A 24325-nucleotide genomic window follows, 5' to 3' on the forward strand; every position below is an offset into this window, starting at 1 on the left:
GTGGCTGCCGTCAAGGACGCCGTCCTGGAGCGTGCCGTCGACCTCGCACGCGAGGTCGCGGTCGAGATCGCGGAGGAGCCGGCGGACGTCGGCGAGTACCTCGGTGCCGTCCGCGAGGACGACCGGCTCGTGTCGCACCGCTTCGCGTGCACGGCGCGCGGCTACCGCGGGTGGGCCTGGACCGTCACGGTCGCACGTGTGCCGCGCGGCCGGACCGCGACGGTCTGCGAGGCCGAGCTGCTGCCGGGCGACGACGCGATCCTCGCGCGCCCGTGGCTGCCGTGGTCGCAGCGGCTGCGTCCCGGTGACATCGGCGCGGGCGACGTCCTGCCCTTCCGCCCGGACGACCCGCGCCTCGAGCCGGGCTTCACCCCGACGGGCGACCCGGAGATCGACGAGGTCGCGATCGACGAGCTCGCGCTCGCGCGCGTCCGCGTCCTGTCGCCGCAGGGCATCGACGAGGCGGCGGAGCGTTGGTACCGCGGCACGCGTGGCCCGACGACGCCCGGCGCGGTCGCCTCGGCCGCGGCGTGCGCGACGTGCGGGTTCCTGGTGCCGCTGCAGGGCTCGCTGGGCACGCTGTTCGCGGTGTGCGCCAACGAGTGGTCGCCTGACGACGGCAAGGTCGTGAGCCTCGACCACGGCTGCGGCGCGCACTCCGAGACGGACGTCGACGCGCTGCCCAGCGAGTGGCCCGCCTCGGACCCGCTGTACGACGAGACCGCCATCGACCTCATCGAGCGCCCGGCTCCCGCGGCGGAGCAGCCCGTGGCCGACCCCGTGGCCGAGGCGGACGAGCCCGACTCCCAGCCCGACGAGCCCGACGCCCCCGAGGCGGACGAGCCCGACTCCCAGCCCGACGACGCTCCCCCCGCGGACGCCGACGAGCACTCCGGCGAGCACACGCCCGACCAGCACACCCACGACCAGCACCTCCCCGACGGGTCGTGACCACGGACGTCTTCGGCACGGCCGCGTTGCGCGGTGCGGTGCTGGAGGCGTGGCGGGCGTCGCCGACGCGGTTGCGGGAGGACGCCAACACCGAGGAGGACCACGCCCGCGGGTACTACCGCGACCGGGTGCTGGTCGAGCTCGCGCAGAACGCCGCGGACGCGGCCACCCGCGCGGGCGTCCCGGGGCGCCTGCTGCTGCGCCTGGGAGCCGCGGACGACGGCACCACCGTGCTGGTCGCCGCGAACACTGGTGCACCCCTGGACGCGGCGGGTGTCGCGTCGTTGGCGTCGCTGCGGGCGTCGGCCAAGCGGGACGCGGGCACCGGGACGGTCGGGCGCTTCGGGGTGGGGTTCGCGGCGGTGCGGTCGGTCGCCGACGAGGTGACGGTGTGCTCGACGACGGGCGGGGTGCGGTTCTCGCTGGCGGACACCGCGGAGGTCCTCCAGGACGTCGCGGCGCAGGAGGCCGGCCACGGGCGCACGGCCCTGGCGGACGAGGTGCGCCGGCGTGACGGGTCGCTGCCGGCGCTGCGGCTGCCGTGGCCCACGCAGGGCCGTCCGCCCGCGGGGTACGACACGGCGGTCGTGCTGCAGCTGCGGGACGAGGTCGTGCGCGAGGAGGTCCGGGCGCTGCTCGACGCGGTGGACGACGTGCTGCTGCTCGCGCTGCCGGGTCTGGTCGAGGTGCTCGTCGACGTCGAGGACGCCGGGCCGCGCCGCCTCGCGGACGTCGCGGAGCGCTGGGACGTCCTGACGGTCGAGGGCGAGGTGCCCCTCGCGCTGGTGGCGGACCGCCCGGTCGAGGAGCGCGGTGAGCGGTCGTGGCGCGTGACGTGGGCGCTGCCGCGCGACGGGGCGGACGTGCCGCGGGTGGTGCACGCGCCGACCCCCACGGACGAGCCGTGCTCGCTGCCGGCGGTGCTGGTGGCGACGCTGCCGCTGGACCCGTCGCGTCGGCACGTGGTGCCGGGGCCGCTGACGGACGCGGTGGTCGAGCACGCGGGGCAGGCGTACGCGGAGCTCGTGGGCCGGGCCGCTGCCGCGGGGCGGGACGCGACGGCGCTGGTGCCGACGGGCCTGGCGGCGGGTGCGGTGGACGCGGACCTGCGGGAGCGGGCGGTCGAGGCGCTGGTGCGCACGCCGCTGCTGGTCGCGGCGTCGCCGACGGACCCGCTGGTCACGCCGCTGCGCGCGACGATGGTGCGGGACCTCCCCGACGGGCCGGCGGTCGCGGCGCTGGGTGCGCTGGTCGCGGGGCTGGTCCGGGTGCCGCCGTCGGGTGCGGCGGCGGCGCGCACGCTGGGCGTCGAGGTGCGCTCGCTCGCGGACGTCGTCGACGAGCTGCCGACGGGCGGCGACGTCGACTGGCCGGCCCTGTACGACGCGCTGGACCTCGCCGCGCAGGACGCGACCGCGCGCGAGGGCCTGGCGTCCCTGCCGGTGCCGCTCACGGACGGCCGGGTGGTGCGCGGGCCGCGGGGGGTCGTCGTGCTCGACGACGACGTGGCGGGGCTTGAGCCGGCCACCCTGGACGCGCTGCGCTCGTGGGGGCTACGGGTCGCGCACCCCGCGGTGGTGCGGCCGCTGCTCGCCCGCCTGGGGGCGCAGCGGCTGGACGCGGCGGGCCTGCTGGGGCACGCGGCGCTGCGCGCGGCGGTCCTGGGACAGGCCGACGACGACGACCTGGAGCGCGCCGACGAGGTGACGGCGGCGGTCCTCGACGTCGTCGGGGCCGCGGGTGCGGTGCCGCCGGAGGCCGCCGGGTGGCTGGGGCTGCTGACGCTCGACGCGGCGGACGGCGAGCCGGCACCGGCGCACGGCCTGGTGCTGCCGGGCGGGCCGGCGGCGCGGCTGCTGGACGACCGGGTGCTCGCACCCGTCGCCGCGGCCGTCGTCGAGCGGTGGGGCCGGGACGTGCTCGCGGGTGTGGGCGTGCGGGACGACCTGGTGGTGACGACCGTGCCCGACGTCGTCGCGGGCGCCGTGCCGGACGACGAGGGCGACGACGGCGCGGCGCTGGCGGCCGCGTCCCTGGACGGCTGGGCGGAGTACGTCGACGACCTGGCGGACCTCCTGGACGCCGGCTCGTACTGCGGGGACGTGGCCGCGGTCGCGGACCTGGACGCCGTCGACGACGAGCGCTGGCCGGACCTGCTCGCGCACGTGGCGCGTACGCCGGCGCTGCGGGCCGCCCTCGTGACGCCGGTGCGCGGCGAGGGTGCCGTGGCGACCGCGCCGTCGTACACGGCGTGGTGGCTGAGCACGCGTGCGGACCTGGGGCTGCCCGAGGTGTTCGCGCTGCCGGGCGCGGCGGGGCTGCCCGCGGCGCTCGTGCCGCCCGCGCCGGACGTGCTGCACGGCCTGGACGCCACCGCGCTGCGCGCGCTCGGCGGGGTGGGGTCGCTCGCCGAGGTGCCCGCGGCGCGCTGGCCGGCGGTGCTGGAACGGCTTGGCCCGGTCGGGACGCCCGTGCCGCTGGACGTCGCCGGGCACCTGTGGCGGGCGTGGGCGGCCGGGGCGGGGCCGGTGGAGCCGCCGGCCGTGGTCGTGGCGCTGACGGGCCCGGGGACGGCGCAGGTCGTGCAGGACGCGGTCGTCGCGGACGACCCGCGGTGGTGGCAGCGCGCCGGCGCGGACGACGTGCCGGTCGTGCCCGTGCCGCCGGGGACGGACGCGGCGACGGTCGCGGACCTGCTGGACCTGCCGCTGGCGTCGTCGCAGGTGGACGCCCACGACCTCGACGCGGGCGCCCTCGATGCCGGCGACGGCGACCCGGAGGACGTGCCGGAGGCCCTCGCGGCGCTGCTGCCCGACGTGCCGGCGGTGTGGTGGCGGCACGACGACCTGGTCGTGGCCGGAGTGGCCGTCGGGTGGTGGGTCGTCGGCGACGGTGCGGGCGCGCAGGTGCACGCGGTGCACACGGCGGGGCTGGCGTCCGGTCTGGCGTGGGCGGCGGGCCGGTGGGCGTCGCGCGGCGCGGTCGAGGCGCTGCTCGCGGACCCCGACGACGGGGACGCGGCACTGGGTGTCGTTCTGGGATGAATCGCCCGATCGGGCATGAACTACCGATAAAGGTCACGGTCGGGTAACGTCCACGACGTGCCCGAACCCCGACGTCGCGAGATCCGTCGCTGGCGGGAGCGTCGAGCCCACCGGACCCGCCGGGTGCGGCTGGTCGGGACAGTGGGCGTCCTCGTCGTCGCGATGGGTCTGCTCCTGACCGCCGCGCCCGGCGCGTACGCCCCGACCCAGACCGTGACCCTCGCGCTGACGTCCGGTGACCTGGTGGGCCGCATGGGCGACATCGCCTCGCGCGGCGGCGAGCGCCCTCTGGCGACGGACCCGGCGACGAGCTCCGCGACACCGGAGACCACCGCACCGCCGGCACCCGAGGCTCCGCCGCCCGACGCCCCGGCACCCGAGGCCGCACCGTCCACGGCCCCGCCGTCCGGTGCCGCCGCGCCCGCACCCCGGCCGCAGCCCCCCGCCCAGGCGGCCGCACCGGAGGTGGCGCCGGCGGCCGCCGAGCCGTCCGACCCGGGCGCCGCGCAGTCCGCCGAGATCGTCGCGCTCACCAACGCCGAGCGGGCCGCTGCCGGGCTCCCGGCGCTCGCGGTGTCGGCGTGCGCGACCGACCAGGCGGTCGCCCGCGGGTCGCTGCTGGTGGCCGAGGGGCGCTTCGAGCACGACCCGCTGGGCCCGATCCTCGAGGCCTGCGCCTCGCGGACCGTGGGGGAGAACCTGTCGCTCGGCTACTCCGGGGCGCAGGCCGCGGTGACGGGGTGGATGAACTCGCAGGGACACCGCGAGAACATCCTGCGGGGGTCGTTCTCGCAGATCGGCGTGGGGTGCGTGTCGGGTCAGCGCGGCTGGCTGTGCGTGCAGGTGTTCCTGGGCTGAGGCCGGTCAGGCCGCGTGCTCGTCCTCGTGACCCGGGCGGATCATCGCACCGGAGCCGTCGGCCGCGAGGTGCCCGCTGCGGCGGGCCCACAGCACGCCGAGGAGCCCGAGCACCACGCCGGCGCCGCACATCGCGACCCAGGTGCCGGGCACCGAGCCCAGGCGCCACAGCACGCCGGTGACGACCATCGCGACCGCCCACACACCCGTCCCGACGCCCATGACGCGCGCCAGGTCGACGTCGATCGGTGGTGGTGAGGTGCGCTGAGGGTGCATCAGGGTGTCGATGACGCGGGGCACGGCCCGATCGTAGTGGGCCCGCCCCGGGCCGTGGGGACGTCCGTCAGCGCACCAGCGCGGCGGCGATCGTGTCGACGGCGGGGGCGATCTCCTCGTACGACGCCAGGTACACGGCGTCGGACTGGCCGTACGGGTCGAACACGTCGTCGTCGCCCAGCCCGGCGACGTGCCGCACCCCTGCCGCCAGCGCCGGCAGGGCCCGCAGCCGCGCGGCGGGCGTGTCGCCCGCGGCGTGCAGCGTCTCGAGGTCGAGGTGCGCGACGAGGCGCGCGAGCTCACGCAGCGTGAAGGTGCGGCGCACGGCCGCGGGCACCAGCTCCACGATCGCGGTGCGGTGGCTGCGGGTGAGGGCGAGCACGAGGTCGGCGTCGCGCACGAGCTCGGCGGTGAGCTGCTGCGCGGTGAACCCGGAGGCGTCGGCGCCCGCGGACTGCAGGAGCGGGACCATCGGGGCGGAGACGGGGTTGCCGACGACGGCGTGCGTGCCGGCCGACGCGACCTGGACGTCGGTCCCCGCGAGGCGGGCCGCGAGCAGCCGCTCGACCACTGGCGAGCGGCAGATGTTGCCGGTGCAGACCGCGAGGATCCGTGCGGGGGTCTCGGTGGACGTCATGGGCCCGATGATGCCCGACGACCAGCGTCCGGCGCCCCTCTTCAGCGGGCGATATCGCGGTAGGACCGCAGGTCGGCGGCGGTTTGTCGGTCCTTGTCGGACACTCCCGGCAGCCCCGGCTCCGGCGTGACGACCACACGTGGCGCCGCGCAGGCGAGGGCGGCATCTGTCACGGCGGGCGCGGGTGCGCCTGACCCGGTGGTCGGGCGTCCGGCGGTTACCATCGCACCAGGTGCATCGGGGGGCACACCCCCGACGACCGTTCGCGGGGGCGGAGGAGCGCGTGGCTCATCCCGGTTGGGGGCCGGAGTGGACGACGCAGCAGATCCCTGTGGTGTCCGAATCGTCCGGTAAGCGCGCCACGCGCAGCCGGGAGCCCGCGCCTCCACCCGACCGGCCCACGCGTCCGCGGCGCCACCCCGGCCGCACGCCGCCGCGCGGCATGACGACAGCCGACCTGATGCGCGACGCGCACCCGCGCCGACGGATCGTGTGGCTCAGCCTCATCGGTGCGTCGTTCGTCCTGGGGGCGTCCCTGGCGTGGCTCACGTGGACGGCGATGGAGGCGCGCGACGCCCTGCAGGCCGCCAGGACGGACGTCGGGCTCATGCAGGAGCAGGCGCGCGCCGGCCAGGTCGAGGCGGCGCGGGTGACGCTCCGGCAGGTCCAGGACGACGCGGCGCTGGCGCGCTCCCGCACGTCCGGCCCGCTGTGGGCGGTGGCCGGCGTGCTGCCGGGTGTCGGGCCCAACGTGCAGGCCGTCCAGGCGGTGGCGGGGGCGGTCGACGAGCTGGCGCAGGACGCGCTGCCCATGCTGGTGGAGGCGACGGGCGTGCTGGACCCCACCACGCTCGCACCCGTGGACGGCCGGATCGACCTGGACCCCCTGGTGGCCGTGGCCCCGCAGCTCGTCGCCGCGGACGAGGCCGTGCGGGCCTCGCTCGAGCACCTGACCGACGTGGACGTGGACGGCCTGATGGCGCAGGTCGCGGGCCCCGTCGACCTGCTGCGCAGCCAGCTCGCCGGCGTCGGCGCCGATACCGCCACCGCGGCGCGGGCCGCGGAGCTGCTGCCCGCCATGCTGGGGGCCGACGGGCCGCGGCACTACCTGCTCCTGGTGCAGAACAACGCCGAGCCCCGCGCGCTGGGCGGGATCCCCGGCGCGGTGATCCTGCTGCGCGCCGACGACGGTGCGGTGGAGCTGGTCGAGCTCCGCAACGCCGCGGGCGTCCTGTCGGGTCTGCCGGAGCCCGCGCTGCCACTGACCGACGTCGAGCGCTCCCTGTTCGGTGAGCAGCTCGGCATCTACATGGCCGACGTGACGTTCACGCCGGACTTCCCGCGCGCGGCGGAGCTCGCGCAGGCCATGTGGGAGCAGCGCATCGGCGGCGACATCGACGGCGTCGTCTCGATCGACACGGGCGGGCTCGCCGCCATCCTCGGCGCGACCGGCCCGGTGGACCTGCCGCCGGGACCCGTGGCGGACGAGGCCGGGGGGCAGCTCACCGAGGCCAACGCGGTGGAGGTCCTCAACAACACGGTCTACCGGCTGATCGAGGACTTCGCCGAGCAGGACGCCTTCTACGCCGCGACGGGTGCCGCCATCTTCGGAGCGGCACTGGCGGGCACCGGGAGCCCTGCTCAGACCGTCGAGGCCTTGGCGACAGCGGCCCGCGACCGGCAGCTCATGCTGTGGTCGGCCCACCCCGAGGAGCAGGCCCGGCTGTACGGCACGGTCCTGAGCAACGAGCTGCGCGGACTCCGGGACGGGACTCCGGTGATCGGCCTGTTCGTCAACGACGGCACGGGGTCGAAGATCGGGTACTACCTCGATGCTGATGTGCAGGTCAGCCCCGGTGCGTGTGCGGTGGACGGCTCGCGGCTGATCGACGTCGCGGTGACTTTCACGTCGACGGCGCCGTCCGATGTCGTCGACATGCCCCCGTACATCAGCGGTGGGCGCGTCCTGGAGCCCGGGCGGATGCGGTTCAACATTCTCGCCTACGCCCCCCAGGGCGGACTCGTCGAAGACGTCGAAGTGAGCGACGGGTCGAGGGGAGGGGCGTCCTACGTGCACGACGACCTCTTCGTCGTCGCGAGGACCGTCGAGCTCGATCCCGGTGAATCGAAAGTGGTGGACTACCAATTCCGTACCGGAACGGGCCAAAGTGGGGCACCCGAGGTGCGAATCACACCGTTGGTACGCCACGGGGTGAATCTCGACGACGGCTGGCTTTGCGGGTGAACGTGCGTATGCTGGGGGCGATCGTCATTTTCAAGGCTGCTCGGATGGCCCGCGCAGCCCAAGGGGGGGCCCTGCCGTGAACCGTCGTCTCATCTCGCTCGCTGCTGCTGCTGCACTCGTCATCCTGCCCGCCGCCGCCGCCCAGGCGTATGTCGCGCCCGGTACCGACCTCGAGGTCAGCGACTCGACACCGGCTCCCGGTGAGGGCTTCCAGGTCGTCTTCGAGGGCGCGAACATCGGTGAGGACTACACCCTCACGATCACCTCGAACCCCGCGTCGATCCCGAGCAGCGACATCCTGATCGCCGGCACCGCGTCGCTGACGAAGACGGCGACGAGCGACGTCGTGGCGTTCACCGTCACGCTGCGCTCCGCCGCGAACTTCCGTGTCGCGATCACGGACCAGACGGGCGCCCTCGTGGCCGACTCGACTGTCGTGGTCCGGGCAGCTGCCGGGGCTGCGGCTCCCGGGGCGACGGGTGGCGGGGGAGCGCTCGCGACCACGGGCTCTGACCCGCTCGTCCTCGGCCTCGGCGCCGCCGCCGTGATTGCCCTCGGTGCGGGCACCGTTTTCATCGTGCGTCGCCGTCAGCAGTCTGCGCGCGTCTGACACGTTGTCGTACGAAGGGGGCCGGGGCGGAATGTCGCACCGGCCCCTTCGTATGTGCGCGCCTATCGATGGAACCTGAACGCACCCCGCCGTCGATGACGTGGTCGTCCGCCGCGACCGGCGAGTGACGAGCCGGCGATTCACAGGCTCACGCCGACCGCGGCGCCTGCAACTGCTTACGTGCGCGGCGGCTATGCCGCGCTGAACGTTGCGGGCTGTCATCGAGCCCGCGTGCCCGCCTTGACGCGGTTGGTCTCGCGCGTCTGGTGGCCCTAGAGACCCTTCCTATCGCATTCGGGTCGAAGGTCGACCGCCCGCTGGGAGCTGAGCTGGGCGGTTAGCGCCCACCCCCACCCCTGCCCCTGCTCGGTTTCTCGGGGCAACAGCGGCCATAGCCGTGGGCTCGTGCGAGCCCCGATGCCAGGCGAAGGCGACGAAGAGCACGCCGACCACCAGCAGTCTCGGTCCGACCCGCGATGAGTACGCGAACGTCCCACCCCACACGAGGTCGACGATACTGGCAGACAGAATGACGACTGCGACTGCTTGAAGCAGGTGGCCACGGGTATCAAATCCGGAGGCACTCGAGCCTGAGAGCATCCTGTCCAGCCTCAGCACCAACCAGGCAAGCGCGACCGGCATGACGAGGAGGCCTACCAGTCCTGCAGCGAGGAGGAACTCTCCGGACAGAAGCGCGAGCTCGGAGTGGCCATATGCGGCGTACTCCGGTCGGAAGATCATGGCGAGCTCCGCACCGAGGCCGATAGGCTTGTCGGGCCACAGCTCTCTGGGAACCATCGCGACCAGCGCAGCCCAGAAGGTGCGCAAATAAGAGTGATCCAGGCCACCTGAGGCATTCATGTGCCAAAGCTCGGCAAATCGAATCAACGGTGAGAAGACGGACTCCAGCCCAGTTTCTCTTTGCGCGGCCGAAGCGGATGTCGTCTCTGCGGCGAAGGAGACACGACTCCGGGCGAGATACGCCAGGGCGGGAGCTGAGGTCAGCAGGATCAGCGCCTTGACGCCTCGTCCGCGGAACCTGTGCGCGAGAGTGATCGCCATGGCCAGGCCCAACGCACCCAGCTGGAGCCTTCCGAAGCCGGTGAAGACGAACTGAGCGTACGCAAGTCCGGCGGCGGCAACGAGAACATAGCCCGCGGGCGATACGCGGGATGGTGCCGCGAAGGTCGCCGTGGAGAGCAGCACGACGCCAGTGAACGCGACTCCTGAGGCGAGAAGCTGCTCGCCGACCCCCGTGACGGACGCCGCAGTCCCTGTCGCGGCCAGCATGACTCCGACGACCTGTGCCCACCGCAGCACCCTGGGGCTTGCGACGATCACGGCCCGGTGATCCTTGATGGGGCGATTCTCCCAGACCAGGTGATGCAAGGCCAGCTGGGTGAAGTACCAGTAATTCAAGGCGGACAGCATCGCGAGAGGACCGTGGCGTAGTCCTGCGCCGCCAAGCGCTATCGCGAGACCAGGAAAGAAGACGAACAGTCCTGTGGCGAAGAAGAAGATGGCGGGTACGGTGATGTTCCTCCCGCCATCCCTCCAGAACCCGACCAAGGAATGCGTGAGGCCGGCCAATGACACGAGAATGTGCGTCACGGAAGGAGAGCCGCCAAACGCGGCCGGGAGATTTGCCGCCAATCCGATCAGCACCCATGTGATGAGCACGGGCGAGAAGATCATACGTGCGCGACGAGCGTGCGCGCCGGCACTTCCGGAGATTGCGGACTGGCTCACGGGGCCCCTCTCAGGGTGGTCAAGGCCTCTGGCACAGGAGCGACGGATCCCGGGCGTCATCGGCAGGTCCGGACCATCGAGCGTGATCACTTGGCATCATGTCTCTGTCAGCTTCCTGCTGATGGCGAGCATGGTGATCAGTCGTACCCATGTTGCCACAGTGAATCCTAGCGCCGCTCCGGTCGCTCCATCAGTGGCGGCCCCTACGACAACGCAGACGACGAAGAGGCCCGTCATCACCACCGAATTTACCGCGACCGCGTTGGCCAACCCCCGGCCCTGCAGGATCGTCGCAATGACCGGCAAGGTCGCGAGGGGCGGTACGGCAATGATGAACCACGCCAGCGCGGCCGTGGCCTCGGTGAATGAATCTCCGAGGACGAGCGATACGATCTGAGGTGATAATGCGGCGAGGGCGACCGCAGGTGCAAGCGCTGCCACCGCAGACCAGCCAGTGAAGCGTACTGCGCGTCGAGCACGCGTCATGCTCTCTCTTGCGCTTGCACCCATCGCGACGACGCTCATGTTGTTCGCGAATAGTGATAATGGCGCCACGAGTCGCTGCGCTGCAGCGAAGTCGCCCGCTGCGGCTGAGCCGCTGAGCAGGCCGACGATCCACACGTCGATCTGCCGAACCGCTCCGGCGGCGTTGGAGAACGCGAGGCCGCTGAGCGATTCGAGCGAGCCGTCGCGGGGGCGTCGCCAGATGACGCGCCATTCACGGATCGACAGCGCGAGAACAAGCGCGGCGACAGCAGCGCCGATGAGTCGACCCGAGACGTAGGCGTCGACAGAAGCTCGGTCGGTGATGAGGGCGCCTCCAACGAACGCCAGCGGAACGACCCCGCGAAAGACCAGAACTGCGTTCACGAGTTTCGCCCGGCCAAACTCTGTGCCCAGGCCCACCCGGATGTCTGAGTTCTTCTCAAGAGCGAACGTCAGGGCGAGGCACCCGACGACAAGCAACGGTTCCGCCGTGAGCGAGCCGTAGGCTATCCCGATTGCGACGATCGCCGCGGATGTGTAGAGGTTCAAGGCGATCGCGTACCCGACGGCCTGCTGCCTGCCGAGCACCGCAGCACGAAGGGCGAACGCCGGCATCCCCAGTCCCAGCACCCCCGCGACGGCCGCGAGCACTGACAGGATGACCGCGAGTGCTCCGAAGTCGTTCGCACCGACGGATCGAGCGACAAGGATGAGCGCGCCCGTGTTAGCCAGGGCGCCGAACGCGCGGGCGAAGCTCAGGCCCAGGAAGCGCGCCAGAAGTGGTCTCATGGCGTGGGGGTGGCCGAGCGGTGGAGGTCGGGCCGGTAGTGGACGCCCTCCATCCATCGCCGGCCGAGCCAGAGCTCGAACGCGTAGGGGCGGAAGCGGCGGAGCCCACCGGCAGGGTAGGCCGTGGTCTCGCCGAAGTAGAGGACCCCGTCGACCTCGTAGAAGTCGACGCGAAGGAAGTCGAATCCGGCCGCGATCGTCTCCGCATCGCTCAGCATCTCCGCGAGGCGCGTCGGGGCCGGCAGGTCGTCGCAGCGCGGCCGACTCGTCCTCACCGGCATCGGCTGCCATGTACGGTCGAAATGCGACATCCGGTGGTCCCCGGACCGCCCAGAATGGCCCTGGATCATCACGGCGCGTCCTGAGAACACGAAGACCTTGTAGTCGACGAGCGAGGCACCCAACTCTCCGATGTGTGGCTCCACGAGCAGGAGAGGCCGCGCCTGCGAGTAAGCCCACTCCCCGTTCCGTTCGAAGGGTGTGGTGTTGGCGGCGGCGCCGCGTCGGATGTCCTCCACCGACGAGACAGGTAGGCGACCGCTTCCGAAGTACACCCACCCTGAGCTGTCGTTCCGCTTCAGAACCCAGTGCTCCGGCAGATCAGCGGCAAGGAGCTCGTCGACGCTCGCGCCGGACCAGAGGGTCGGGATCACCCTCGTCGTCGTGGCCATCGAGCTGACGTGGTCCTTCTGCGCCAGCTTGTCGCACGTCCAGATGAGTTCCGGCGATCGGTCGTACACGAGCCGACGCAGGACGAGGTCGGAGTAGGTGCGGGGCTTGGCCAGGCGCAGGAGCCGTCCCTGGTGAAAGAAGAAGACGATCCGCTGTCGCGTGGGCAGGCTCAGCACGCGCAGGGCAGGCTCGATGCGCGAGCGGTAGAACTCCTTGCCCGATGCCAGTGCGCGACCCTTGAGTCCCACGTGATCCACCTGCTTTCGAATGATGCGATGTGCGTTGGTCCTACCTGATGTCGCGACGGACCTCAACGCTCGGCTCGGTGCGCCGACGCCGACGCTCGGGTAGTCGTCTCAGCCGGACGGGGCGCCGTCAGGAGCGCCTCGATCGCCGTCTGGTCGTTGGCGTCCTCCCGCCAGTGCCGGTAAGCGACGAGCGTTCGTTCTTTCGCCGACTGCCGCTGAGCGACGGGCAGAGAGGCCCAGGCAGTGAGCGCTTCCCCCCACGCTGCCGTGCTGAACGTGGGGACGACCACCCCCCCACCGTTCTCCAGCACGGGACCCCACGGGGTCTCGGTCGAGCAGATGACCGGGCAGCCGGCCGCGAGGCTCTCGGCGATGACGTGCCCGAAGTTCTCGCCCAGAGTCGGGAACGCGAAGGCGTCGTATCGCGCCAGGGTGTCGGCCACGGCCGCAGGTGCGAGCTCCCCGCAGTAGCGCACCGTCACGTTCGCCGGCATCCGACTGATGACTTCGGTGTATTCCGCCCAGAGCGCGTGGTCCTCGATGGGTCCGTAGATGTCGAGTGCGACTCGCGATGGCACTGTCGTCAGTGCGTCGAGTGCCAGGCCGAGGTTCTTCTTCCTGCTGATGCGGCTGAGGAAGACGATGCGTGCGTCCGCGTGCGGCGGGAGCGGTGCGTCCCGCGGCGTGGGGCCCGACGAGTTGATCTGCACGATCGAGTGCGACCAGGGCAGGACAGCGGTGATGTGACGCGCCTCGATGTCGGTAGACGCGTGGAACGTCGTCCGTGCGAGCCGCAACAAGGCCGACCAGACGAGGAGGAAGGCTCGCTTCTTCGTACCCTTGAGCTCCAGTGCACCGGGAGAGAGCTCGCCCCGAGGTGCGAGAAGGATTTCGTTCGGTCGCACCAGTCGCACGAGTGCGGCCAGGACGGGCAGCACCGTGAACATGGGGGACCAGAAGCTGTTGAGGTACAGCACCTCGGGACGCGCCCGCCGAGTCAGGCGAAGCGCGCGCATCCAATGGCGCGCATTGGACCTGTCGAGGTAGTACACCTCATGGCTGCCCCGCTGGATGATCCTGCCGCTGAGCCCGGGGTAGGGCTCGCCGTCGCCGAGGTCCCGGTCAGAGGTGATGAGCAGGCAGCTGACCGTCTGATCGAGGCGGTCGAGGATCTCTGCCACCGACTTGATGGGGCCACCGGCCTTGTAGCCCGGGTAGAACGCGAAGTTCGTGATGACGACCCGGTGCCGACGCCCGGCGCCCCGCGCCGTCATCGCAGGCCTGCCCAGGCGGCGTGCCGCCGCGCGGTGGACAGCACGAAGGAGACGGCACGCATCGAGGTGTCGTCGACGAGGTAGTCGACCGGTGTCCGCGAGTGGAGCGCGCGGTCGCCGTGGTTCGCGATGGCGACCTCGACCGCCGCGACGACGTCCCGCGCGTCGAGGCCGGTCATGAGGATGGCGCCGGTGTCGAGCGCCTCGGGGCGCTCGATCGCGTCGCGGAGGGTCACCGCGGGGAATCCGAGGAGCGAGGACTCCTCGGAGATCGTGCCGGAGTCCGACAGGACGCACGCGGCCCCGAGCTGGAGACGGTTGTAGTCGTGGAAACCGAAGGGCTCGTGGAACACGACACCCTCCGGGAGGGGGGTGTCGAGGGCTTCGACCCGCTTGCGGGTGCGCGGGTGCGTGGAGACGTAGACCGGGAGCTGCCACCGTTCGTGCACGGCGGCCAGGCAGTCGAGCAGCATCCGGAGGCGGGTGGGGGAGTCGACGTTCTCCTCGCGGTGCGCCGAGACCAGCATGTACTGGCGCTCGCGCAGGTCCAGGCGCTCGAGGACGTCCGACGCGTCGATCTGCGGACGGTAGTGCTCGAGCACCTCGCGCATGGGTGACCCCGTGAGCGTGATGCGCCGCGGGTGCAGACCTTCGGCGAGGAGGTTGCGGCGCGCGTGCTCGGTGTAGACCAGGTTGAAGTCGGCGACGTGGTCCACCATCCGCCGGTTGGTCTCCTCCGGGACGTTCTCGTCGAACGACCGGTTGCCCGCCTCCATGTGGTAGACGGGGATGCGCATGCGCTTGGCCATGACGGCGGCGATACAGCTGTTCGTGTCACCGAGGACGAGGACGGCGTCGGGACGCTCCTCGAGCAGCACCTGCTCGGTGCGGATGAGGGTCTCGCCCAGCACGTGGCCGAGCGAGGACGTGTCGACGCCGAGGGAGTGGTCGGGCGTACGGATGCCCAGGTCGTCGAAGAACACCTGGTTGAGGGTGTGGTCGTAGTTCTGGCCGGTGTGGACCAGGACGTGGTCGACCGTGCGGTCCAGCCGCGCGATCACGCGCGAGAGCCGGATGAGCTCGGGCCGCGTGCCGACGATCGTCATCACCTTGAGCACAGGGTCACTCGTTCTCTCGGGTCGGGCTGCCGACGGGTTCGGGGACGGTGTCGGGGTCGGCGGGATCGAAAAGCTCCGACGTCCAGAACAGGGTGGTGAGCTCACCGTCGCCGGTGTTCGTGATGTTGTGGGCCCAGCCGATCGGCATGTCGACCGCGACCGGCTCGTCGCCCGACACGTCGAACGTGATGACGTCGTCGTGGAACACCCGCCGCAGCGAGATGCTCGCGCGCCCGCCGATCACGACGAACCGCTCCATCTTGCGCAGGTGGAAGTGCTCGCCGCGCGTCACGCCCGGCCTCGTCGACGACACGAACGTCTGGCCCTGGCCGCCGTGCACGCGGACGACCTCCACGAGGTTCCCGCGGTGATCGGCACGCGGGGTCAGGCGCAGGGGCGCGCGGTCGGGGAACGTCGCGGCGCGCAGCGTGTTGAAGAGGTCCCGGTGGAAGGCGTCGGGGAGCGCAGGGATGTCACCGACCCGGTAGAGCGCGTCGAAGTCCTGCAGCGCTGCCAGGACGCCCGCCACGGTGGCCGGTGCTCCGGCCGGTCGTTCCTCGCGTGACTCGCCGTCCAGGCCGTCGACCAGCGCTCGGGCCGCGCCCTGGGCGTGCAGGAGCTCGACCGGACGGTCCTCGACCTGCGGTGCCTCGCCACGGATGACGGCATGCACGAAGGTCGCGACGAAGGAGTTGTACTGCGGACGGCCGTGCTCCCCGAAGATGTTCGGGAGGTGCATGTCGACGAACGTGCCGCCGAGACGGGCGACGGCGTCGCGGAGCGTCGATGCGGCCTCGGCCTTGCCGGTCCCGTAGGGCGACCCGTTGCCGGCCTGGATCGAGTTGGCGTAGACGACGCGCACCCCCGGGGCCGCACCGGCGAGGGCGTCGGCGACGTCGCGCGCGAGCCGCGCGTTCCCGTCGGCGACGTCGTCGTCGGCACCGCGGTTCACGCCCGCGAGGTGCAGGACCGCGTCGGCGCCGGCGACGAGCGCAGGGAGAGCGCCCCAGGTGGACCGGGAGACCGGGACCACCTCGTGGTCGGTCGTGGCTCGCAGCCGCAGTCGGGTGTGCCACCCGAGGAAGCCCTCGGCGCCGGTGACGACGACCTTCATGCGGACCTGCTGACCAGCTCGGCGACCTTGGGCAGCTGCATGAGCAGCGCCTTGGTCTCCTCGACGTCGAGCCGGTGGGTGTTCTCGGACGTGTAGTCGCGGACCTCGGCGGGCATCTGCTCACCCTGGTCGAAGAACAGCTCGTACTCCAGGGAACGGGCGTCCATGGGGACGCGGAAGTAGTCGCCCTGGTCCTCTGCCTTGAGCATCTCCTCCTGGCCGAGGAGGGTCTCGTGCATCTTCTCGCCGTGGCGGATGCCGATCTTGCGGATCTCGGGGTCCTCGACGCCGAGAAGCGACGCGACGGCGCGCGCCAGGGTCTCGACCGTGCTCGCGGCGGCCTTGCGCACGAAGAGGTCGCCCGGCTCCGCGTGCTGGAAGGCGTAGTCGACGAGGTCGACCGAGTCGTCGAGCGACATGAGGAACCGGGTCATGAGCGGCTCGGTGACCGTGATGGGGTGACCCGCGAGGATCTGGTCGACGAACAACGGGATGACCGATCCGCGGGAGTACATGACATTGCCGTACCGGGTGATCGACACCGTCGTGCGCGAGCCGGGATTGTTGCGCGCGAAAGCCTGCCCGGTCTTCTCCATGAGGGCCTTGGACATGCCCATCGCGTTGACCGGGTAGACGGCCTTGTCCGTGCTGAGCAGGACGACGGACCGAGCGCCCACCTCCGCGGCCGCCGCGACGACGTTGTGGCTGCCTGAGACGTTTGTCGCCACCGCCTGCTGCGGGAAGAACTCGCAGGACGGGACCTGCTTCAGCGCGGCCGCGTGGAACACGTGGTCGACGTCATTCATCGAGCTGCGCACGCTCTCCCTGTCCCGGACGTCGCCGAGGAAGAACTTCAGGCGGCTGTCGGAGAAGCGCCGACGCATGTCGTCCTGCTTGGTCTCGTCGCGCGACAGGATGTTGATGCGGCCGACTCCCCCCTCGAGCAGGTGGGAGACCATCGTGGAACCGAACGAGCCGGTGCCTCCCGTGATCGCCACGGTCGCGCCTGCCATGTAGTCGTCAGCCATCGTCGTCTCTCCTCGGAACTCGACTGTCGGTCCGTCGCCCCCTGCGACGACCACCGGTCCGCGCGACGTCGCTGAGCAACGCCTCGAACCGGCCGACCCCCTGCTGGAGGGCCAGGTGCTGCTGGTAGTAGTCGGCGCCCCGGGCGCCCATCGCGTGACGCTCGTCGGCCGTCATGGACGCGAGCTGGCGCACGGCACGCACGAGGTCGTCGGCGTTCTCCGGCTCGAACGCGATCCCCGCTTCGGCTTGCTCCACCAGCTCGGCCGCGTCACCGCGCACCCCCATGAGGACCGGCCGGCCGGCGCGGAGGTACGCCTGGGTCTTCGACGGCACCGTGATCCTGAACAACGGGTCGTCGCGCAGGTGCACGAGCAGGCCGTCGCCCAGGGCGAGGATCTCGCCGATCTCCTCGGGCGGACGACGCGGGAGCAGCTCGACGTTGAGCAGGCCGCGACGGTCCCGCTCCGCCCGCAACCGGTCGGAGTCGATGCCGCCCCCGATGAGCACGAACCTGATGCGCTCGTCGTCGGCGAGCACGGCCGCCGCGTCGAGGACCACGTCGAGCGCCTGTGCCGCACCCATCTGCCCGGCGAAGACCACGTGCACCTCGGCGGTGAACCCGAGCTCGCGCGCACGCTCGGGTGACGGCCGCGGTGCCACCGGTGCGGTCTCGTGGGTCCAGTTCGGGATGACCTCGACGTGGTCGGGCTTCACCCCGCGCGCGACGATCGACCGCTTGAAGCCGGCGGAGAGCACGGTCACGCGGGCGGCGCTGCCGTAGACCGCACGCATCCACGCGGCGACCAGGCGCAACGCCGTCGGGTTCCGCAGCATCCCGGTGGCTGACAGCGTGTCCGGCCACAGGTCCTGCACGTCGTAGACGAACGGCACGCCGCGCAGCCAACGCAGCACCATCGCGGGCAGGCCCACGGTGGCGGGCGGGTGGTAGACGTAGACGACGTCGGGACGGGGCACGGTCAGGGCGGCGACCGACGCGGATGCCGCGAAGGAGACGTAGTTGAGGACGCGCTTGATCGCCGACCGGTCGTGGCTCGGGTACAGCGGGACCCGGACGACGTCGACGCCGTCCATCCGCTCGTACTGGCGCGCACGGATGCGGTAGCCGTCGTACACGCGACCGCCCGGGTAGTTCGGGAATCCCGTGAGCACGGTGACGCGATGACCGCGCCGCACGAGCTCGCGTGCGAAGAGCAGGCCCTTGAACGCGGGCTCGGGGTCGAACCACTGGGTGAGCAGCAGCACGTGCACGGGCGCGACGCGGGGCGTGCTCGGCGTCGCGCCGGGGGTTGCAGAGGTCACCTCGCCGGTACTCCCTTCACGGTCGTCGACACCGGGACATGGCGGGTGACCACCGCTCCCGCGCCGACGATGGCGTCGGCGCCGACGGTCAGGCCCTGCAGGATCGTCGCGTTGGCGCCGATCAGCGCCCCGGTCCCGACGCTCACCGCTCCCGAGACGCACGCCTGCGGGTTGAGCCGGACGTAGTCGCCGAGGGACGAGTCGTGCCCGACCGTCGCGTTCTGGTCGACGTGCACCTGAGCTCCCACGATGATGTTCGTGCTGAGGCGTGCGCCGGCGGCGACGACCGCCCCGTCGCCGAGGCTCACGCCGGCGCCGACGGTGGCTGCAGGGTGGACGAGGCTCGGCCGCGGTCGGCGCGCGTCGATCCGGCCGTCGAGGGCACGCCGCGCGGTGGGCGAACCGACCGCGAGGACGACCGCCCAGCGGGGGTCCATCGCCTCCAGCGAGGCGACGTCCCCGAGCACCCGGGAACCGGCGGCGCCGACGCGCTCGACGTCGGCCGCGGACGGGGCGTCGTCGACGAAGCCTTCGACCACCCAGTCGTGCCCGTGGGCGCGCAGCTCGAGGAGCAGTGCCAGCACCTCGCGGCCGAAGCCGCCACAGCCGACGATGACGATGCCTCCGCTCATGTCGCCCGGAGGGTGGACGGCTCGGTGGCCCCGGTGAAGAGCGGCATCGTGGCGTGGCCGGTGGCCGAGATCCCCTCGCGGCGCAGGACGCTGCCGAGCGTGCGGATCAGGATGCGCACGTCGCCCGTGAAGGACCAGGTGTCGACGTACTCGACGTCGAGCCGGAGGCGGTCGTCCCACGCCTGGTCGTTCCTGCCGCTGACCTGGGCGAGGCCCGTGAGGCCGGGCCGCACCTCGTGCCGGCGCGCCTGCGTGGGCGTGTACCGCTCGAGGTACTCCATGAGCAGCGGACGCGGGCCGACGAGCGACATGTCGCCGGCGATCACGCTCAGGAGGGTGGGGAGCTCGTCGAGGCTGGCCGCCCGCAGGACGCGTCCGACGGGCGTCAGACGGACCGCGTCGTCGGTCGTCCCGTCGACCTGCTCCGGGAGCAGCATCGTGCGGAACTTCACCATGGTGAAGGGCCTGCCGTGCAGACCGGGCCGCTGCTGGCGGAACAGCACGGGCCGGCCGAGGGCGACCCGCACGGCCAGCGCGGTGGCCAGCTGCACCGGGGCGGTGACGATCACGACGGGCACCGCGACGGCGAGGTCGAGCGCGCGCTTCGCGGCCCGTGCCCCGCGCCGTCCCCCGGTCGAGTGCCGCGCCATCATGCCGCCAGCTCCAGCACGGACCGCACGGTGCCCACGGCGCGCTCGACCTCGGCGTCCGTCAACCCGGACCCGCTCGGCACGGCCAGCCCGGTGCGGAACAGCCGCTCGGACTGGCCGGTCAGCCAGGATCGGCGTCCTTCGAAGACCGGCTGCAGGTGCATCGGCTTCCACAGGTGACGTGCCTCGATCTCGGCGCCGTTGAGGCGGGCCACGGCGTCGTCGACGTCCACGTGCGAACCGGCCGCGTCGAGGACGAGGCAGGTCAGCCAGCAGTTGTCGTCGTCGTCGCTGCGTACGCCGTCGCGGCCGAGCAGCCGCACGCCCGCAGCGGACCCGAGCGCGGACGCGTACGTGTCACGGATGCTGCGGCGCCGCGCGATCATCTCGTCCAGCCGGCTCAGCTGCGCGCGTCCGAGCGCGGCGAGGATGTTCGAGAGGCGGTAGTTGTAGCCGATCTCGGTGTGCTCGTAGTACGGGACCGGCTGCCGGGCCTGCGTCGACAGGTACCGGGCGCGGTCGATCAGCACCTCGTCGTTGCTCAGCAGCATCCCGCCGCCGGACGTCGTCATGATCTTGTTGCCGTTGAACGACAGCGCGGCCGCACGGCCGAAGGACCCGGCGCCGCGCCCGCGGTAGGACGCGCCGAGCGCCTCGGCCGCGTCCTCCAGCAGGGGGACGTCGCGCTCGGCGAGCGCACCGACGAGGTCGTCGTACTCGGCGCACCTGCCGAAGAGGTCGACCGTCATGGCGGCCGTCACGACCGTGCCCTCGCGCCGCAGCGCGTCGACCGCGGTGAGCAGCAGCTCCGGGTCGACGTTGCCGTCCGGCCCGGAGTCGACGAAGACGGGCTCCGCCCCCGTGTACGCGACCGCGTTGGCGGAGGCGACGAACGTCATGGACGGCAGCACCACGGCCGTGCCGGGGCCGGCGCCGAGCTCGAGGAGCGCGAGGTGGAGGGCGGCGGTGCCCGACGCGAGCGCCAGGGCGTGACCGACGCCGACGCGCGCGGCGACCTCCCGCTCGAAGGCGTCGACCTCCGGGCCCAGCGGGGCGACCCAGCCGGACCGCAGCGCCTCGAGGACGTACTTCTCCTCGAGCTCGGTCACGTCCGCCTTGGAGAGGTAGATCCGCCCCATCAGACCTTCACCCGCAGCGGCGTCTGCGCGTGGTTGTTCATCCAGGTCCTCGCGGACAGCCCGTCGCAGTGGGCCTGGACCACGACCTCCGTGGGGCACAGGACCGGGACGTCGACCGTGGTGACCAACGCGTTGCGCGTCGGACGGCGGTCCTCCGAGGGGCTGAACAGCTCCTCGCCCAGCTTCTCGCCGGGGCGCAGGCCGCTGTACCGGATCTCCACGTCACGACGCCCCGACATCCGGATGAGCGTCTGGGCCACCTCGGCGATGCGCACCTGCTCGCCCATGTCGAGCACCAGCACCTCGCCGTCGCTGCCGATGCTGGCCGCCTCGAGCACGAGCTGGCAGGCCTCGGGGATGAGCATGAAGTACCGCACGACGTCCGGGTGCGTCACCGTGACCGGGCCGCCGGACTCGATCTGCGAGCGGAACACGTGCACCACGGAGCCCCGTGACCCCAGGACGTTGCCGAAGCGTACGGAGACGTACCGGCCGGGCTGCGTCGTCGCGTAGTGCGCCGTGAGGCGCTCGGTGACGCGCTTGCTGTACCCCAGGACGGACGTCGGTCGCGCCGCCTTGTCGGTGGAGATGTTGACGAACGTCTGCACGTCCACCTGCGCCGCCGCCTCGAGCACGTTGAGCGTCCCGACGACGTTGCTCTTCCACGCCTCGAGCGGGAACGTCTCCAGCAGCGGCAGGTGCTTGAGCGCGGCCGCGTGGAAGACGATGTCCGGCCGTGCGGCGGCGAAGACCTCCCGCAGGGCCTCGGGGTCCCGGATGTCGGCGAGCAGCACCTCGTCACCGTCGAGCAGGCCCTCGCCCGTCAGGCTGAGCTGCGTGGCCTGCAGCGCGGACTCGTCACGGTCCAGCAGGTAGAGCTTCGCGGGGCCGAACCGGGCGATCTGCCGGCACAGCTCCGAGCCGATCGACCCGCCGGCGCCGGTGACCAGCACGCTGCGGCCGGAGATCTGGTCGGCGATCGCGGTGGTGTCCATGTCGATCGCGCGACGGCCCAGCAGGTCCTGCAGGTCCAGGTCGCGCAGGTCCTTGGTGCTGATGCGTCCGTCGATGATGTCGCCCAGGGGCGGCAGGGTCAGGACGTCGAGCTGCGCCTCCGCGGCGATGTCCGACAGCTCGCGGATCAGCGCCGCGTCGGCTCGCGGGATGGCGATGACGAGCGCGTCGGCGCCGGTCTCGGCGGCCGTCGCGGCGATGAGCGAGCGGTCCCCGCGCACCTTCAGGCCCTCGACGGGCAGGCGGCGCTTGTGGCGGTCGTCGTCGAGCAGCGCGACGGGGTAGTACCCGCTGTCGCGGTCCTGGCTCATCTCGCGGACCAGCCGGTGACCGGCGTTGCCGGCCCCGAAGACGATGACGCGACGCTGCGCGCGGTCCGGTCCGCGACGCCTCGTCCGGAGGCTGCGCACGAGGAACCGGGCGGCGAACATCGCGGCGAGCGCGAGCGCCCCGGCGATCACGGGCACGCTGCGGGGCACCAGGATCGGGTCGAGCAGCAACGCCCAGACGACCATGACGGCTGTCACCACAGCCACGGTGCGGGCGATGTCGATCGACTCCTCGAACGAGCCCCGCACGTGGCCGACGGCGTACGGCCCGACCACGGCGCCGACGACGATCTGGAGCACGACCGCCACGGCCGCGAAGACCGCGACGCGGCCGACGAACTCGTCGATGGCGAAGTCGAATCTCAACCAGGTGGCGATATAGACGGCACCGAACCACACCGTCCCGTCGACGGCCGCCCAGGCCCATCGATTCATCTCATAACGACGCCGCGCAGCCTTCTGCTGTTCCATACCTACGCCCCCCCGGGTGTCACGCAATGACTGCCAGACTAGAGCACTTTCTGGCGAGTTTGAACCGTATCAACCGGAGGTATCACTCCCGGGGTTCCCCTGGCCATCGAGTTACAAGTGTGGCATTCTGCTCCCCGATGGTGTCATCGAGGGTATTGACCACATTTGTCACCGGCGGCCGGTTGGTCCGGCGGGCAGAGCGCTTCTGACCCACGCGTGCATGAGCCACAGGAATTCGCCCGGTGGTTGTCGGTTCTGTCCGACCTGCCCGTTTCACGGTCTTTTCGCCGTCGGGCGCGGCCGGGGTGTAGTCGTAGTAGGAGTACGCGGCGCTCTGCTTGCGCTCGAGGCGGTTGATGACGATCCCGAGGATGCGGGCGCCCACCGCCTCCAGCGCGCCGATCGACTCCTTGAGCTGGTGGCGGTGCAGCTTGTCCGCGCTGACCACCAGCAGTGCGCCGCTCGTCAGTCGCGCGAGGATCGCCGCGTCCGTGACAGGGAGCAGCGGCGGGGTGTCGATGAGGACCACGTCGTAGTTGGCGGCGAGGTGCGCCAGCAGGTCCGCCATCGCGCGGGACCCGAGCAGCTCGCTCGGGTTCGGCGGGATCTGCCCCGACGGCAGCACGTGCAGCTTGCCGTTGCCCCACGGCTGGATGACGTCCTCGATGGTCGCCCGGCCGATCAGCACGGTCGTCAGGCCGGCCGCGCCCTCGAGGCCCATGTACTTGCCGACGGACGGTCGACGCAGGTCGGCGTCGACGAGCGCGACGCGGGCGCCGCCGTCGGCCAGCGCGATGGCCAGGTTGATCGACGTCGTCGACTTGCCCTCGACGGGGAGCGCCGAGGTCACGACGAACATCTGCGGCCCGCCGGACACGTCGAGGAACTGCAGGTTGGTCCGCAGCCGGCGCAGCGACTCCGCGCGCTGGCTGTGCGGGCTCGCCTGCAGGATCAGCGGGTGCGCCTCGGCGTCGTCGTCGACGGGGATCGTCGCGATCACGGAGATGTCCGTGACGGCGCGCACGTCGTCCTCGGTGCGGACGCGCGTGTCCAGCAGCTCGCGGAGCACCGCGACGCCGAACCCGAGGCCGAGGCCCACCAGGACCCCGAGCGCGAGGTTGCGCGTCGTGTTCGGGGACGACGGCGACTCGGGCGGGGTCGCGACGCGGACCGTGCTGATCTGCACGGGGGACACCCCGCCCTCGGGCCGCTCGAGGTCGCCGACCTCGCTCGCCAGGCTCTCGGCCGTCGAGTTGGCGATGTCGCTCGCCGTGCTCGGGTCCGAGTGCGTGACGCGGATGTTGATCAGCGAGCTGTCGAGCATGGAGCCCGCGACGATCGACCCGGCGAGCGCGTCGGGCGTCGTCGGCAGGTCGAGGTGCTCGATCACCGGCACGAGGACGCGTGGCGTCGTGGCCAGCTCGGCGTACGAGCTCACCTGACGTTGCGTGAAGTTGCTGCCTTGCAGCAGGTCAGCCGTCGTTCCCGACGTCCGGACCGACACGTACACCTGCGCGTGGGCCTGGTAGAGCGGTGTGGCCGCGAGCGTCGCGGCGACGGCGGCGGCGGTGACGAGTGCGGCGATCAGGAAGATCGAGACCCATCGCTTACGGACGATCGACAGGTAGTCCTGGAACTCCACAGTTGATGAACCCCCCCGGGCTGCGGAC

The 24325-nt window shown here is 71.9% G+C and carries 20 protein-coding genes; 5 read left to right on the top strand and 15 right to left on the bottom strand.

The window, feature by feature from the left end:
• From OKX07_RS04110 to OKX07_RS04120, 3 genes are read left to right on the top strand one after another with little or no spacing between them, the layout of a single operon-like run.
• Complete coding sequence (locus OKX07_RS04110; RefSeq protein ID WP_265630587.1) at positions 1 to 951, top strand: DUF3027 domain-containing protein; 951 nt, start codon at positions 1 to 3, stop codon at positions 949 to 951.
• Entirely contained in the window at positions 948 to 3995 is a 3048-nt protein-coding gene (locus OKX07_RS04115; RefSeq protein ID WP_265630588.1) for a sacsin N-terminal ATP-binding-like domain-containing protein, read from the top strand. Before OKX07_RS04110 ends, OKX07_RS04115 begins: the two co-directional genes overlap by 4 nt.
• Positions 3996 to 4052: 57 nt before the next feature.
• Positions 4053 to 4853, top strand: coding sequence for a CAP domain-containing protein (locus tag OKX07_RS04120; RefSeq protein ID WP_265630589.1), 801 nt, complete (start codon positions 4053 to 4055; stop codon positions 4851 to 4853).
• A gap of 6 nt (positions 4854 to 4859) precedes the next feature.
• On the opposite strand, the gene OKX07_RS04125 is transcribed toward OKX07_RS04120, so the two are convergent.
• Together OKX07_RS04125 and OKX07_RS04130 are read right to left on the bottom strand one after the other, a co-directional pair.
• On the bottom strand, positions 4860 to 5153 hold the full coding sequence (locus OKX07_RS04125) for a DUF2530 domain-containing protein (RefSeq protein WP_265630590.1): 294 nt from the start codon (positions 5151 to 5153) through the stop codon (positions 4860 to 4862).
• A gap of 43 nt (positions 5154 to 5196) precedes the next feature.
• Positions 5197 to 5766, bottom strand: coding sequence for a low molecular weight phosphatase family protein (locus OKX07_RS04130; protein WP_265630591.1), 570 nt, complete (start codon positions 5764 to 5766; stop codon positions 5197 to 5199).
• A gap of 442 nt (positions 5767 to 6208) precedes the next feature.
• Between OKX07_RS04130 and OKX07_RS04135 the strand changes: the two genes are divergently transcribed.
• Together OKX07_RS04135 and OKX07_RS04140 are read left to right on the top strand one after the other, a co-directional pair.
• Entirely contained in the window at positions 6209 to 8011 is a 1803-nt protein-coding gene (locus OKX07_RS04135; RefSeq protein ID WP_265630592.1) for a DUF4012 domain-containing protein, read from the top strand.
• A gap of 76 nt (positions 8012 to 8087) precedes the next feature.
• Positions 8088 to 8621, top strand: coding sequence for a peptidase (locus OKX07_RS04140; protein ID WP_265630593.1), 534 nt, complete (start codon positions 8088 to 8090; stop codon positions 8619 to 8621).
• A gap of 285 nt (positions 8622 to 8906) precedes the next feature.
• On the opposite strand, the gene OKX07_RS04145 is transcribed toward OKX07_RS04140, so the two are convergent.
• From OKX07_RS04145 to OKX07_RS04205, 13 genes are all read right to left on the bottom strand, one after another.
• Positions 8907 to 10316 carry a hypothetical protein gene (locus tag OKX07_RS04145; protein ID WP_265630594.1) on the bottom strand — a complete coding sequence of 470 codons (1410 nt, stop codon included), beginning with the start codon at positions 10314 to 10316 and terminating at the stop codon, positions 8907 to 8909.
• 150 nt (positions 10317 to 10466) lie between these two features.
• On the bottom strand, positions 10467 to 11645 hold the full coding sequence (locus OKX07_RS04150; protein WP_265630595.1) for a lipopolysaccharide biosynthesis protein: 1179 nt from the start codon (positions 11643 to 11645) through the stop codon (positions 10467 to 10469).
• Complete coding sequence (locus tag OKX07_RS04155) at positions 11642 to 12565, bottom strand: ATP-grasp fold amidoligase family protein (RefSeq protein ID WP_265630596.1); 924 nt, start codon at positions 12563 to 12565, stop codon at positions 11642 to 11644. Before OKX07_RS04155 ends, OKX07_RS04150 begins: the two co-directional genes overlap by 4 nt.
• Before the next feature lie 62 nt (positions 12566 to 12627).
• Positions 12628 to 13839 carry a glycosyltransferase gene (locus tag OKX07_RS04160; protein WP_265630597.1) on the bottom strand — a complete coding sequence of 404 codons (1212 nt, stop codon included), beginning with the start codon at positions 13837 to 13839 and terminating at the stop codon, positions 12628 to 12630.
• Complete coding sequence (gene wecB / locus OKX07_RS04165) at positions 13836 to 14945, bottom strand: non-hydrolyzing UDP-N-acetylglucosamine 2-epimerase (protein WP_265630598.1); 1110 nt, start codon at positions 14943 to 14945, stop codon at positions 13836 to 13838. Before wecB ends, OKX07_RS04160 begins: the two co-directional genes overlap by 4 nt.
• Before the next feature lie 16 nt (positions 14946 to 14961).
• Positions 14962 to 16071, bottom strand: a complete 1110-nt coding sequence (locus OKX07_RS04170) for an NAD-dependent epimerase/dehydratase family protein (protein ID WP_265630599.1) — start codon at positions 16069 to 16071, stop codon at positions 14962 to 14964.
• On the bottom strand, positions 16068 to 17099 hold the full coding sequence (locus tag OKX07_RS04175; protein WP_265630600.1) for a polysaccharide biosynthesis protein: 1032 nt from the start codon (positions 17097 to 17099) through the stop codon (positions 16068 to 16070). Before OKX07_RS04175 ends, OKX07_RS04170 begins: the two co-directional genes overlap by 4 nt.
• Positions 17092 to 18420, bottom strand: a complete 1329-nt coding sequence (locus tag OKX07_RS04180; protein ID WP_265630601.1) for a glycosyltransferase family 4 protein — start codon at positions 18418 to 18420, stop codon at positions 17092 to 17094. Before OKX07_RS04180 ends, OKX07_RS04175 begins: the two co-directional genes overlap by 8 nt.
• Positions 18417 to 19052 (bottom strand): acetyltransferase, encoded by a 636-nt coding sequence (locus OKX07_RS04185; protein WP_265630602.1) that lies wholly within the window; start codon positions 19050 to 19052, stop codon positions 18417 to 18419. Before OKX07_RS04185 ends, OKX07_RS04180 begins: the two co-directional genes overlap by 4 nt.
• A complete protein-coding gene (locus tag OKX07_RS04190) occupies positions 19049 to 19705 on the bottom strand; it encodes a sugar transferase (RefSeq protein ID WP_265630603.1) in 657 nt (218 codons plus the stop codon). The genes OKX07_RS04185 and OKX07_RS04190 overlap by 4 nt, the downstream gene beginning before the upstream one ends.
• Entirely contained in the window at positions 19702 to 20841 is a 1140-nt protein-coding gene (locus OKX07_RS04195; RefSeq protein ID WP_322746823.1) for a DegT/DnrJ/EryC1/StrS family aminotransferase, read from the bottom strand. The genes OKX07_RS04190 and OKX07_RS04195 overlap by 4 nt, the downstream gene beginning before the upstream one ends.
• The gene (locus tag OKX07_RS04200) at positions 20841 to 22655 is read right to left on the bottom strand and encodes a polysaccharide biosynthesis protein (RefSeq protein ID WP_265630604.1); all 1815 of its coding nucleotides are present in this window, start codon (positions 22653 to 22655) and stop codon (positions 20841 to 20843) included. Before OKX07_RS04200 ends, OKX07_RS04195 begins: the two co-directional genes overlap by 1 nt.
• Before the next feature lie 82 nt (positions 22656 to 22737).
• Positions 22738 to 24297 carry a polysaccharide biosynthesis tyrosine autokinase gene (locus OKX07_RS04205; RefSeq protein ID WP_265630605.1) on the bottom strand — a complete coding sequence of 520 codons (1560 nt, stop codon included), beginning with the start codon at positions 24295 to 24297 and terminating at the stop codon, positions 22738 to 22740.
• Positions 24298 to 24325: the final 28 nt, after the last annotated feature.

Source organism: Cellulomonas sp. S1-8 (assembly GCF_026184235.1).
GTDB lineage: Bacteria > Actinomycetota > Actinomycetes > Actinomycetales > Cellulomonadaceae > Cellulomonas.